A 12589-nucleotide genomic window follows, 5' to 3' on the forward strand; every position below is an offset into this window, starting at 1 on the left:
CATAACATGGGGTTACACTTCAAATGCCAATTTAAGACTTGCAAAATTAATGGTTAATTAATTGGTTACTAAGGACTAGCCAATCTAAATATAAATTTTATTTAACAATTACTTATAGAAATATGTGATGCGTATGATACGCATCATATGAATATCGCTTAAATTTGCTATAATTCAATTGAGCAGTGCCATTTGTGGTTAGGTTAAAAATTCATGAGTCTTACTGAAATTAAGGTACGTCAAGCTAAATCAAAGGAAAAAATCTATTTTCTGGCAGATGATGACGGCTTAAGTTTGAAGGTAGAACCAAACGGACGTAAATCTTGGAGTTACCGCTATTCACTTGCAGGGACAAATAAACGTCCTCGCATGAAGTTGGGTGAATATCCTGTAATGTCCTTGAAAGAGGCCAGATCAGTCCGGGATGAATATAAATTTAATAATTATGAAAATAAACCACTGCATAAAAAATACATCAAAACTTTTCAGGATATTTGTGAAGAGTGGTTAGAATTTAAAATTAAAAATTCCTTTGAAGATGAACCACGATGCGGTGTAATTCAGCTCGCAAAAAAATGTTTAGATCAGGATGTTTATCCAAATATTGGACTAATGCCATTTATTGAAATTAAAAGATATGATCTAGTTAAGATTATTAAAAAGATAGAATCTAGAAATGTAAAAGAACCTGTAAAGAAAGCCTATAGTTATTTAAATCAGATTTATGATTATGCGGTAGCGATGGGGTATTGTGAATATAATATTGCACATGGACTTCATAAAATATTAGTCAACAATAAGATTAAGAAAAACTATCCTCATTTGAATTCAGATGAACTATCTAATTTCTTAGCTAAATTAAATCAGATTAATACAGATCCTATTATTAAAAAAGCCCTGTTATTTAAATTATATACAGGCGTCCGTGGTGGAGAATTATTGCTTTGTGAACCACATCACTTCGATCTAGATAAAAAAATATGGAAAATACCAGCCTTACATATTAAACAATATAGAAGAAAAGTTATTTTAGGTCATGATATTCCTGAATTTTTAGTTCCACTATCTGATCAAGCACTTGAAGTTGTAAGATCTGCACTAATCTGGTCTCATGGAGACAAATATGTTTTTTCCAGTCCAAGAAATAATAATAAACCCATTCATTTTAATACCCTGAACTTAATTATTAGAAAGATGGGATATACTAAAAATGAACTATCATCTCATGGTTTGCGCTCAACATTTAGTACCATATTAAATGAATCCGGTTTATTTCAATCAAATTGGATTGAAGCACAGCTATCTCATATTGATAAGAATAAAACCCGTGCGAGTTATAATCATGCAGAATATTTTAATCAGCGTATGGAAATGATGCAATGGTGGGGCGATTTTATTGATAGTTGTACTGTAAATTAATGGTTATGAAATCCAAGTTTTAATTAGAATAGGCTTTGTTGCACAAACCTATTCACCGCCATAAATTATTATCTAAAATTGCATCTCGTGGTAAAAGCTCAATGGGTCGGTTCTATGGCTATAAATTACATATTGTGATGAATCAACTTAGAGAAATAGTCTGTTCACAATAATGATTTCTCTTAACTCGTAAAGTTTATGACGGTGTTGAACGTGTTCAATTGAATCTTAAGCAAGGTAAATGGATAGAAGAGAACTTCATTAAGTCGTATCAAAATATTCTTGAAAAATAGGCATTTCATTTCACATTAGAGCGAGAAACTAATGAGAAAGTTGCCTGATTGAATGTAGTGAATAGATTCATTGCATAATTGTTGACTAAAATTTTCTATATCAGCCTGTTTAAGATTAATCGGGCTGATTCTGTTAGGTCGAATATAATAGCGACCTGCTTTAATCATTTTTATTTGAACTTTATTTTATGTCACAGCTTGCTTCCCATTTTAAGCACAATCAGTTTTGTATTTTGTTGGAATATTTAAGTTCTGCTAAGGGCATTGGCGTACCAATGTCTTTAGCAGAATTTCCATGTGCGATCACTTTGGCAGATCGAGTGCATGCCGATAGTGATTTGCCACCACTTGAATGTGCGAAGACATTTCCTTCATCTGTGGAAAAACTCATCCATTATTCAGGGAAAGGTCGGGATATTACTGATTTTGAGACCTTCTTAAAATCAACTCAAGCTTCGGGACAGAAAAATTTACTGCTTCTCACAGGTGATAAGTTAAAAGGGCATACAAATGGTCAAGATGGAACGAATCGCACCCGATATTTAGAGTCTGTAAATGCGGTCATGGCCGCAAAGTGTTATGGTGGATTTCACATTGGTGTAGCTTTTAATCCCTTTAAATATGCTGAAGCTGAACGTGATGCACAATATTTAAAACTTCACAAAAAGATTAAAGCAGGAGCAGACTTTATCGTTACCCAGTTGGGTTACGATATGGAGGCTTTAAAACAAGCCAAGGCTTTTTTAAATCGTCATCGATACCCACAAAATATACTTGCTTGTGTTATGCCACTTAGTTTGGCACGTGCCAATTTTATGGTGAAACATAAGGTCGCAGGAATTGTGATTACACCACACATGTTACGAGTGTTGGCTCAGGAAGAACAGGATGGACGAACTGAGAATGCTTATAAACGTTGTGCTATACAACTATTGATGTGTAAATATTTGAGTTTTGCAGGTGTGCATCTTTCAGCATGCCATAAGCCTGAAGAGCAAAAGCTTTTAGAAAAATATATTGAACAATATCGACATTATGGTTTACATGAACTCGAAGCACTCTGGAATGCACTGTGGCAAGTGAAGACTAAAAATGAACTCGTGCCAGAATTAGCTTATTATTCCCGCCAACTATCCTCTAGCCAGCTTATTAAATATCAGCAATTGCATTTCATGCACAAGGCTCTATTTGAGTCCAAAATTGCCAAAGGTGTGGGGCATTTTATTTTTAAAGCCTCATTCTGGGAAAATGCGCCTGCAGCAAAAGCATTGTTAAAAACTGAATTTATCTCTAAGCAAGGGATCATGGGTTGTGAAAGTTGTGGTCAATGTAGGTTAGGAGATACTTTATATATTTGCCCTGAAACTTGTCCCAAAGGATTGGCGAATGGTCCTTGTGGTGGTACGACATTGGATCGCTGTGAGTTTGGAGATCGTGAATGCATTCATTCTGTGAAAGCCCGACTTGCCAAAGCCGTGGGACAGACTGACGTTCTAAAAGAAAAACTGATTCCAACTGTACCCATTGAAGTCCGTGGAACCAGTTCCTGGAAAAATTGGTATCTGGCGACTGAAGCTTAGCTTTCATCATCCATGGCATTCGAATAAAATTTCACGCCCAATTTGATGCGATCACGACCTTGGCTCATACGCCAACGGTTGGTATCACGTAAGGAGTATACACAGCCACAATATTCTTGTTGGTAGAATTCTTCCTTCTTGCTGATTTCAAGCATACGAACAGCACCACCATTTTTACGCCAGTTGTAGTCCCAATAGGTGATACCTTCATAATGTGAAGCAGAACGATGCCCACAATCATTGATCTGCTTCATATCTTTCCAACGAGAAATACCCAATGAGCTACTAATTAGGCTGAAGCCATTTTCAGCTGCATAAAGGGCAGTCCGTTCAAAGCGCATATCAAAACACATGGTACAGCGAATACCTTTCTCTGGCTCATTTTCCATGCCTTTGGCACGTGCAAACCAATTGTCTGTATCGTAATCACAGTCAATAAAAGGAATATTATGTTTTTCTGCAAAGCGAATATTTTCTTCCTTACGGATTTCATATTCCTTGACAGGGTGAATATTGGGATTATAAAAAAAGATCGAAAAGTCGATGCCTGATTCAATTAGGGTTTCCATCACTTCACCCGAGCATGGTGCACAGCAGGAGTGAAGCAGAAGCTTGTCGTGACCTGCTGGGAGAGTCAATTTCTGACGTTCAAGTTTGTTTGACATAGTTATATGGGTTTAAATCTAAACCCTATATTTTAACGATTTAATTAGATAGTAAGGATTTGATATACTGATATTTTCTAAGGTTAAGATGAAAGAAATTCACTAATTGAAATTTAATAAGAACTAAAGTATATAAGAGAATAACTACAATAATGCTTTGGAAGCAGAACATTGCAAGTTAATCAAGAGTCATTGAATGAAGCTTTAAAATTAAGTGAAGAAATTATTAGTAATATTGAGTTAAGTACCTCTTCTTTATCTAATTGCGCATTAAAGGCGAGTAGATTGGCAAGATTGCTAAATGAATTCGATTACCAAAGAATTTTTATCTTTGAAAGTAGTGGTTATCCTTCAAGCCCAAATGGTTTAACACCCGATATATGGGACTTATGTAAAAAAGCTGGAGAAGGAAAAACCGTAGAGAAAGCTAAGTTAGGGTCAATCGGAGCGATGGAGATTGAATTGGAAGCAATGAAGGATAGTCTAAAAATTGCACATGATCCTAATGTTTCAATAAGTTCAGCTAATCCGAATCAATTTGTTTCATCAGGTGGCACTAGTAATTTTTTAGAAAGAAAGAGTTTAAGAGATGGTATTAGCACGAACTCTCAATTTCTAACTAAACGACAAGCTTTTGTATGCGAATACGTGTCTAATAAATATTATGAGCTAAAATATTCAAAAATTACGTCAGATATTTTTTCTAGAACAAGAAAGTTTGTAGACGGAAAAATTGGAGATTTAGTACCATTATCAGCACAAAAATTTGCATCTGTTTATGAGAATTTAACGTCCGAAAATTCAGAGGATTGGTCAAATGCTGTTCATAGTTGTAGGCGAATATTACAAGATACTGCTGATGTGATTTATCCTGCTAGAGAGGATAAGACTATTAATTTAGACAATGGTGAAACTAAAATTATTAAATTAGGTGTGGATAATTATATAAATCGAATTATTGCATATGTTGATGAGCAGTCAGACTCTAAAAGATTTGAGGAAATCGTTGGTTCACAGATGAAATATTTGGGCGAGCGGTTAGATGCTATTTTCAAAGCTGCTCAGAAAGGTTCTCATGATATTATTACTTCTAGGCAAGAAGCTGATCGTTATGTTATTTACACATACTTGATAGTTGGAGATTTATTATCTTTGGTAGAGTTGCAAAAAACATTATCAATTTCAGATAAAGATTTTAGATAGCCGCTTAACTTACTGAATAACTAAAAATCCTCAGAATCTTTAATTTATTAAGATGAGTATTTCTCATCTTAAGCTGAATTTATATCGTTTTACTCACTTTCTTATTCACGTTTAAATACAGCCATTCAGAAATTTAGCTTTTTATAAAATTTTTAGGTGGCAATCTCCATGAGTACAGCATTTGAGTGTTCAATTAAACGTATCCGTTTTGATGAAAACTACACGCCAGCAGAAAGCACACGTTTAACCACAAATTTTGCCAATTTGGCACGTGGGGAAAGCCGTGAAGAAAACTTGCGTCGTACCCTTGCGATGATCAACAACCGTTTTAATAGCTTGGCAACCGTTGATAACCCGAAAGGTGATCGCTATTCACTTGAGATTGACATTATTTCTGCGGAAATTGATATTGAAGGTAATGGTCAAACTTTCCCATTTATTGAAACACTTAAAAGTGTTGTGATTGACCATCAAACAGGTGAGCGTATTGAAGGCATGATCGGCAATAGCTTCTCATCTTATGTGCGTGATTACGACTTCAGTGTGGTATTGCCACAATTGGGTTGTGGTGTAGGTGAAAAACCTGAAGATTTTGGCAATCTACATGGCAAGCTTTATCAACATTTAGTCAATTCAGATGTATTTAAAGCAGAATTTAAAAAACAACCTGTCATTTGCTTAAGCGTTTCAACCTCTAAAACGTATTTCCGTACAGCCAACGTACATCCTATTTTGGGTGTGGAATACAAAAATGATGAATATTCACGTACCGATGAATATTTTGCCAAAATGGGTTTACGTGTACGCTACTTTAAACCAGAAGGTGGTAATGCACCATTAGCATTCTATTTCGCTGGCGATTTAGTCCGTGATTATACTGATTTTGAATTGATCAGTGCTATTGCGACCATGGAAAGTTTCCAACGGATCTATCGTCCTGAAATTTACAACACCAACTCTCCTGCAGGTGTGGTGTATCAACCAAGTCTAAGCTATGGCGATTATTCACTTACACGTGTGGTCTATGACCGTGTGGAACGTGGTGAGCTTGCAGTTAAACAAGGTAAATGGACGGAAGAAAACTTCATTAAGCCTTATCAAGACATTTTAAATGAATGGGCTGTAAATTTCGAAGTCGAAACAGCTGCTTAATCCATTAAATTGATAAACAGATTTACGAATTTAGACAAAGAAGATTAGACATGGCGCTTACACAACCGAAACTTTTACTCCCAACTTCAACTGCGGGTAGCTTGCCAAAACCGTCTTGGTTAGCTGAACCTGAAAAATTATGGTCTGCATGGAAGCTTGAAGGCGAAGAATTATTAGAAGCTAAACGTGATGCTTTGAAATTATCATTGCATGAGCAAGTCACTGCGGGTATCGATATCGTGAGTGATGGCGAGCAAACCCGTCAGCATTTCGTGACCACCTTTATTGAGCATCTTGAAGGTGTGGATTTCGAAAAGCGTGAAACGATGCGTATTCGTAATCGTTATGATGCGAGTGTACCTTCTGTTGTGGGTGATGTTTCTCGTAAAAAAGCAGTGTTTGTAGACGATGCGAAATTTTTACGCAGCCAAACCAGTCAGCCAATTAAATGGGCGTTGCCTGGTCCAATGACCATGATTGATACACTTTTTGACGGACACTACAAGAGCCGTGAAAAACTGGCTTGGGAATTTGCCAAAATTTTGAACCAAGAAGCTTTAGAACTTGAAGCAGCAGGCGTAGACATTATCCAATTTGATGAACCTGCGTTTAACGTATTCTTTGATGAAGTGAATGACTGGGGTGTACCAACCTTAGAACGTGCACTTGAAGGTCTAAAATGTGAAACTGCAGTTCATATTTGCTATGGTTACGGCATTAAAGCCAATACAGATTGGAAACAAACTTTAGGTAATGAATGGCGTCAATACGAAGAGTCATTCCCGAAACTACAACAATCTAAGCTCGATATTATTTCACTTGAATGCCAAAACTCACGTGTACCAATGGATTTAATCGAATTGATCCGTGGTAAGAAAGTGATGGTGGGTGCAATTGATGTGGCAACCACTCAAGTGGAAACTGCAGAGGAAGTAGCAAATACGCTACGCAAAGCATTGCAATTTGTTGATGCAGATAAACTGTATCCTTCAACTAACTGTGGTATGACACCGCTATCTCGCCAAGTGGCACGTGGCAAACTTGAAGCTTTAAGCGCAGGTGCTGCCATTGTTCGTAAAGAGCTAGAAGCTTAATCAAACGTAGTCTCGTGCGAAGCAGAACAAATCATCGCAAGGTCATTTGTCCAGCTTTATGCACGAGCACGTGATATGTACATTTGAGATGAAAGAGATGATTGAAGCAACAGACTTTAGAAATGCAATGTCTTTACTCACCACAGCAGTGAATGTTATTACGACTTCGGGTGAAACAGGTATGCATGGATTTACTGCATCTGCCGTATGTAGCGTGACGGATACACCGCCAACGTTATTAGTCTGTATGAATCAATCCTCCCGTTCACATGCCCATTTTTTTGAAAATAAAGTCTTGGCGGTCAATGTGCTGAGTACACAGCATGAGCAAATTTCTAACGCATTTGCTTCAAGTAAGTTTAGCTCAGAAGATCGTTTCAAACTAGGTGATTGGAGCACGTTAGAAACAAGCTCGCCGATTTTGGAAGATGCATTAGTCAGTTTTGACTGTGAGATTCAAGATATTCAGCAAGTCGGTACACACAGTGTTTTCATGTGTCGTGTTCTTAAAGTTCAACAAAGCGATCAAGAAGAAAGTCTGGTGTATTTTAACCGTGCTTATCATCAAGTGGGTCAGTTGGAACACGCTTAACTCAATGCCTTAATTCTTTTATCTTTTTAAAGTTAGTTTATTGTGGAACTTATAACCTTTTTAGTCATCGGCGCTTTTGCTGGTTTTGCAGCAGGGCTGTTTGGTGTCGGCGGTGGTACGATTATTGTACCACTGCTTTTTATTGTCTTTACTCAAATGGGTTATGACCCTGATGTTGTTATGCATCTCGCATTAGGTACATCTTTAGCAACAATCGTTGTCACTTCAATTAGCTCATTAATGGCACATCATAAAAATGGCGCTGTGCTATGGCCTGTATTTAAAAATCTAGCGCCACCTATGGCGATTGGTTGTTTTTTTGGGGCAGGTATTGCTGGTTTGATATCAGGATTACATCTACAAATCATTGTTGGCTTATTTCTGATTTGGGTCGCATATACGATGTTTACAGGTGCCAAAAAAGCAATTGACCCAACGAAAACGTTACCCTCATCAGGTCAACAAGTTGCTGCTGGTAGTGTCATTGGGATTGCATCAGCAATTTTTGGAATAGGTGGTGGAAGTCTGACGGTTCCGTACCTGAATCGCTATGGTGTGGTCATGCAAAAGGCGGTTGGAACATCTGCGGCATGTGGATTCCCCATTGCTGTCGCTGGTGCATTAGGTTTTATTATTTTTGGTATAAATGCTGAGATTAATGTACCTAATACCATTGGTTACGTACATATTTATGCATTTATTGGCATTAGCATCATGAGTTTCATTACGGCTAAGTTTGGTGCGAAGGCGGCACATGCTTTATCGCCAGCAATGTTAAAGAAATGCTTTGCAGTTTTATTGGTCATTGTAGCAAGCTTCTTCCTTGTGAAAGGATTAATTTAATATTGGACTTCGCATAAGAGATTTTATGCTAAATGTAATTTTAAAGGGCTTTGTTGCACAAAGATTTAAAAGACAACACTCTGCTCATTTGAACAGAATTCAAGTGACAACTTGGGTATGAGGACGACCTAATTCTGTAAATTTGTTCAATACGGCTATGCGTGCATGAATCTCATTCACCTGACTAGAAAAACTCCTTGCTGCTAATTTATCACCTAATAGTTTGATGCAATGCATCTTGGTTTCAACTAAACTTCGACGATGATAACCAGACCATTTTTTCCATAATGTCCTGCCTAAACGTTTAACTGTTCGAAGTAATTCATTTTGCTCTAGCGAGCTAAGCTTTGTATCTTTCCAAAGTTTCGCATTTTTTCTTGGCGGAATCACCGCATGTGCTTGTCGGTCTGCGATTACCTAACGGCATTGCTTGGTGTCATAAGCCCCATCAGTATAGACGGAGTCAATCTGTTCTTCTTGTGGAATCTGATCTACAAAGATGAATGAGACTTTGTACAAAGCCATTGACCATACGTAAAAACAGATGGAATATAAATTTAATCATCAGACAGTATTGAATAGCAGCATCAGAATAAGTTTGATTCGGACCATGTTTACCTTATGGCTGTACATACCATTGTGTTTCTGGATCAAACCAAATTGTTAATTTACCACGATTGACCAAAGCGCGCTTGTAGGATGACCAATTGGTTGTACGATAAATTTTAGGTGTGGGCTTATTCATTTGAGAATTATATTGCTAAATAAGCCCTTAGAGGTAGGTTTGTGCGACAAAACCCTTTTAGATCCTTTTATTTTTCGGGGCATTACCTTATCAACATAGCTTTATCATGTTAAAATTAGCACTCTTTACTTTATAGCTTTTTTATCGTTATAAATATTATTTAGATGCTTATCTTAACTCGTCTTGATCTTCAATATAACTGTATCTAAATCAGTTATGTGTAAGTAAAAAATCGCGCTTTGTGATGTGTTACAAAGTTGAAAAACTTATATAAGTAGCAACCTTCCATATATAATTTTTATCTGATTGAGGTATAAGGAAATTTGTATTGCTGTTTTTATATATTTATTTTCAATTAGAATTCTAACTTTTTTTAGTTGAATTTCAAGATTTATTTATTCATTTATATGTACTGAGGCTGTAATGAGTAATGCAAGAATCTTATATGTAAGTAAATTATATGATTGCGATAATCCTAAAAATGACTTATTTGATATTCTCACTGAAGCTGTAAGATTTAATTCGTTAAACTCTATATGTGGGGTTCTCTATTATGGAAATGGTTATTTTGTGCAATGTTTAGAAGGTAAAAGGGATAAAATAGAAAACTTATTCTATGAAAAAATTTTGAAAGATTCTCGTCATAAAAATTGCGAGTTAATGTACTCTGAAGATATTAGTGAAAATCTCTTTTCTCGATGGAATATGAAATATGCCATCATTCATAAAGATATTATTGATTTCTTTTCTGAGCATAAAATAGATGAATTTAACCCTTATACTTTAAGTGCAAGTGCAATTCCGCAGTTTATTGAACTTTTAGCTAAGCAGTCTGACTCTTACTATACTCTAGATACTAATAGAGTATAAAGTCTATGCTATACAGAATGATAAATTCTGTATAGCTAAATCTAAAAAATATAGATTAGACCTCTTGCGAAAGTATCGTTTTACCTAATTTTTGAATTGGCTAAAACCTTATAATATGTAGCTTTTGGCTGTTTAAATTTTAAATTTTGACTAACGCAAGACGTCTATTTTTATAAATATTTTTTTATTCTTAGGGCGTGTCATCAATTAGCTTGAGAAAATCTTACCGGTCCTCATAATTTTTCATGACTAAACGCTATGCATTAAAAGATGATCAGTGGGAACAGGTTAAAGATCTGTTACCTGGACGAATGGGTACTGTTGGAGTAACGGCCAAAGATAACCGACTATTTGTTGAAGCGCTATCGTTCAGGTATCCCGTGGTGAGACTTATTCGAACGCTTTGGTGATTTTAGAGTCGTGCATACTCGCTTTTCTGCGCAGCTGTATTCATTTTATCTGCATTCAGTCGTTCCAGTTCCAGGTCAACCGCAGCAATATCTTCTTCAACCGCTTCGTCCCATAGGTGGATTTGTTTTGCGGTGAGATGTTCATTTTTACTACCGAATTTATACTGTTTAAATAGCGCAAGTTCATGCTCGTATTTTTGAATGAGAACAGAGAGATGTTGGTTGCATGCTTCAAGATGTTGAACTTTGGTATCCAATTGCTGATTTGATACTTCAAGATGCTGAACTTTGGTATCTAATTGTTGTTTATCTTCTGCGAGTTGTTGATGCTGCAGCGCTAGCTGTCTGGTAAATTCCAGCAGTTGTTCATGGGTCAGTTGGCTTAAGTCAGGCAGCATTTTAATGACCGCAGTATGCCTGAGGTCATGACGCAGAGGAAATAGAACGTTTGGAGAATAGCAGAATGTACCAAGCTGGTTTAGAGCATCGTCACCACCAATGCGCTGTCAAGGCAAACCCTGGATCAGTGACTGTAACTGTTCCAGACTGATCGCCATGCTTTCACCCTGGTGAACCTGCGCCCAGTGGAATTTTCCCTGTTCCAGCCGCCGGGCACACAGCCAGATCCCCGTCCATCATGCACCAGCACTTTCATGCGATGGCCACGTTTATTACAGAACAGGTAAGCGCAATGCGGTTTGATCGAGCCAAAGGCTCTCAACACCTTAGCCATGGCAGTATCCATACCCGCACGCATGTCCATGGGCTGGGTAGACAACCAGATTTCATCAATACGGATCATTGAGTCAAACCCTGGATCAGCAACAGTAATTCAGTTACTGACTCCACTGGCCAGTCGATCTCGATCATCTGATCCCTTGCGGAACTTTGTTCCTTATGCAATGGAATCCTGATATGAGCGACAGCATTCTTCTCCGGCACAGGTGGCGGAGGTGCGTCTTGTTTGACTGGAGTCGGGTGAAGCATGACCGGAAGAAAGTCAGTCTGTGGAATGGAGGGGGTGTTAATGCAGGGGCATTGATCTGGACTGACGAATCCATTTATGCAACAGATTGGCATTGATCTGATGTTGCATTGCGACCTTAGCCACTGATGTATCTGGCTGCTGGCATTGCTGAATAAGTTGATGTTTAAATTCAGCCGTGAAGGTTCGACGGGGCTTTTTTAGCATTGGTGTGCTGTCTATAACTGTCTTTAAATCCATAAATAGGTGTCCACTTAAAATTTAGTGGACACTATCGTGGTATTCATGAGTGAGAAAAAGTGGGGCTCAGCGGACGCTTACTTTCATCTTGAGAGAGTTGGGTGTATTTCTTCATTGCGTGCTTTCCAATTGCGAGTTGAAAAAGTCTAATGATTCTACGAATACACCTAAATTTTTCAACTAACTACAAATGTGTCGCACTTGTGATTTGAATCTGCTGTTTTCAAAATCTGTTTTTCAGCTCGTTATGCAACAAAGCCGAACCGAATTAAAAATAGAAATGTAGTTGAGCTGATGCTTGCTCATTTCTTTATTTTTAGTAATTGAGGTGAACATACTGTCAGTACATGGTAGTTATAAGTAACGTGTAACTTTGTTCGCACAAAGATTTGAGTTATGCCAAGTGATGGATTGATTTGTACTTAAAATTTTAAGCTTATCCACTTGCTTTGCAAGCCACTACACTTTATTTACAATCCTATGTTGTGGAAGTAAGGG

11 protein-coding genes and 6 pseudogenes are annotated in these 12589 nt (G+C 37.2%); 11 read left to right on the forward strand and 6 right to left on the reverse strand.

Features of this window, described 5'->3' with window-relative positions; translation table 11 throughout:
* The first annotated feature begins 213 nt into the window (after positions 1–213).
* From ACP7AK_RS14445 to ACP7AK_RS14460, 4 genes and pseudogenes are all read left to right on the forward strand, one after another.
* Positions 214–1419, forward strand: coding sequence for a tyrosine-type recombinase/integrase (locus ACP7AK_RS14445; RefSeq protein ID WP_425880161.1), 1206 nt, complete (start codon positions 214–216; stop codon positions 1417–1419).
* A 50-nt stretch (positions 1420–1469) separates the two neighbouring features.
* Positions 1470–1586: pseudogene (locus ACP7AK_RS14450) on the forward strand (transposase); the annotation flags it as partial.
* Between the two features lie 24 nt (positions 1587–1610).
* A pseudogene (locus tag ACP7AK_RS14455) lies at positions 1611–1712 on the forward strand (putative oxygenase MesX); the annotation flags it as partial.
* A 188-nt stretch (positions 1713–1900) separates the two neighbouring features.
* Positions 1901–3292, forward strand: a complete 1392-nt coding sequence (locus tag ACP7AK_RS14460) for a methylenetetrahydrofolate reductase C-terminal domain-containing protein (protein ID WP_425880162.1) — start codon at positions 1901–1903, stop codon at positions 3290–3292.
* Here the strand turns inward: ACP7AK_RS14460 and ACP7AK_RS14465 are convergent.
* Positions 3289–3957, reverse strand: a complete 669-nt coding sequence (locus ACP7AK_RS14465) for an epoxyqueuosine reductase QueH (RefSeq protein WP_004647714.1) — start codon at positions 3955–3957, stop codon at positions 3289–3291. The genes ACP7AK_RS14460 and ACP7AK_RS14465 overlap by 4 nt on opposite strands.
* Before the next feature lie 171 nt (positions 3958–4128).
* Here ACP7AK_RS14465 and ACP7AK_RS14470 point away from each other — a divergent pair, with 171 nt between their 5' ends.
* From ACP7AK_RS14470 to ACP7AK_RS14490, 5 genes are all read left to right on the forward strand, one after another.
* Entirely contained in the window at positions 4129–5160 is a 1032-nt protein-coding gene (locus ACP7AK_RS14470) for a hypothetical protein (protein WP_171476945.1), read from the forward strand.
* A gap of 168 nt (positions 5161–5328) precedes the next feature.
* Positions 5329–6312: a putative oxygenase MesX gene (locus ACP7AK_RS14475; protein ID WP_071321316.1), complete on the forward strand. Its 984-nt coding sequence runs from the start codon at positions 5329–5331 to the stop codon at positions 6310–6312.
* A gap of 50 nt (positions 6313–6362) precedes the next feature.
* A complete protein-coding gene (locus tag ACP7AK_RS14480; RefSeq protein ID WP_425880163.1) occupies positions 6363–7406 on the forward strand; it encodes a methionine synthase in 1044 nt (347 codons plus the stop codon).
* A 97-nt stretch (positions 7407–7503) separates the two neighbouring features.
* The gene (locus ACP7AK_RS14485) at positions 7504–7998 is read left to right on the forward strand and encodes a flavin reductase (RefSeq protein WP_425880166.1); all 495 of its coding nucleotides are present in this window, start codon (positions 7504–7506) and stop codon (positions 7996–7998) included.
* A gap of 42 nt (positions 7999–8040) precedes the next feature.
* Entirely contained in the window at positions 8041–8841 is an 801-nt protein-coding gene (locus ACP7AK_RS14490; protein ID WP_425880164.1) for a sulfite exporter TauE/SafE family protein, read from the forward strand.
* A gap of 99 nt (positions 8842–8940) precedes the next feature.
* Here ACP7AK_RS14490 and ACP7AK_RS14495 read toward each other — a convergent pair.
* Positions 8941–9586: pseudogene (locus ACP7AK_RS14495) on the reverse strand (IS5 family transposase).
* Positions 9587–10009: 423 nt separating this feature from the next.
* On the opposite strand from ACP7AK_RS14495, the gene ACP7AK_RS14500 reads away from it, so the two are divergent.
* On the forward strand, positions 10010–10456 hold the full coding sequence (locus tag ACP7AK_RS14500) for a BLUF domain-containing protein (RefSeq protein ID WP_425880165.1): 447 nt from the start codon (positions 10010–10012) through the stop codon (positions 10454–10456).
* A gap of 245 nt (positions 10457–10701) precedes the next feature.
* A pseudogene (locus ACP7AK_RS14505) lies at positions 10702–10840 on the forward strand (IS5/IS1182 family transposase); the annotation flags it as partial.
* Between the two features lie 43 nt (positions 10841–10883).
* Here ACP7AK_RS14505 and ACP7AK_RS14510 read toward each other — a convergent pair.
* From ACP7AK_RS14510 to ACP7AK_RS14525, 4 genes and pseudogenes are all read right to left on the reverse strand, one after another.
* A pseudogene (locus ACP7AK_RS14510) lies at positions 10884–11270 on the reverse strand (IS66 family transposase); the annotation flags it as partial.
* A gap of 102 nt (positions 11271–11372) precedes the next feature.
* Positions 11373–11668, reverse strand: a pseudogene (tnpB, locus tag ACP7AK_RS14515) (IS66 family insertion sequence element accessory protein TnpB).
* Positions 11665–11853 (reverse strand): hypothetical protein, encoded by a 189-nt coding sequence (locus ACP7AK_RS14520; protein ID WP_016807214.1) that lies wholly within the window; start codon positions 11851–11853, stop codon positions 11665–11667. The pseudogene tnpB and the gene ACP7AK_RS14520 overlap by 4 nt, the downstream one beginning before the upstream one ends.
* A 37-nt stretch (positions 11854–11890) precedes the next feature.
* Complete coding sequence (locus tag ACP7AK_RS14525; protein ID WP_004647840.1) at positions 11891–12091, reverse strand: transposase; 201 nt, start codon at positions 12089–12091, stop codon at positions 11891–11893.
* Positions 12092–12589: the final 498 nt, after the last annotated feature.

Source organism: Acinetobacter sp. TWP2-2-3 (genome assembly GCF_049896445.1).
Lineage (GTDB): Bacteria > Pseudomonadota > Gammaproteobacteria > Pseudomonadales > Moraxellaceae > Acinetobacter.

What these genes read in the sequence shown, in the direction of transcription:
- ACP7AK_RS14475 (WP_071321316.1), top strand. Translation starts at nt 5,329, where the DNA reads ATGAGTACAGCATTTGAGTGTTCAATTAAACGTATCCGTTTTGATGAA.
- ACP7AK_RS14500 (WP_425880165.1), top strand. Translation starts at nt 10,010, where the DNA reads ATGAGTAATGCAAGAATCTTATATGTAAGTAAATTATATGATTGCGAT.
- ACP7AK_RS14485 (WP_425880166.1), top strand. Translation starts at nt 7,504, where the DNA reads ATGATTGAAGCAACAGACTTTAGAAATGCAATGTCTTTACTCACCACA.
- ACP7AK_RS14480 (WP_425880163.1), top strand. Translation starts at nt 6,363, where the DNA reads ATGGCGCTTACACAACCGAAACTTTTACTCCCAACTTCAACTGCGGGT.
- ACP7AK_RS14525 (WP_004647840.1), bottom strand. Translation starts at nt 12,091, where the DNA reads ATGGATTTAAAGACAGTTATAGACAGCACACCAATGCTAAAAAAGCCC.
- ACP7AK_RS14445 (WP_425880161.1), top strand. Translation starts at nt 214, where the DNA reads ATGAGTCTTACTGAAATTAAGGTACGTCAAGCTAAATCAAAGGAAAAA.
- ACP7AK_RS14465 (WP_004647714.1), bottom strand. Translation starts at nt 3,957, where the DNA reads ATGTCAAACAAACTTGAACGTCAGAAATTGACTCTCCCAGCAGGTCAC.
- ACP7AK_RS14460 (WP_425880162.1), top strand. Translation starts at nt 1,901, where the DNA reads ATGTCACAGCTTGCTTCCCATTTTAAGCACAATCAGTTTTGTATTTTG.
- ACP7AK_RS14520 (WP_016807214.1), bottom strand. Translation starts at nt 11,853, where the DNA reads ATGCTTCACCCGACTCCAGTCAAACAAGACGCACCTCCGCCACCTGTG.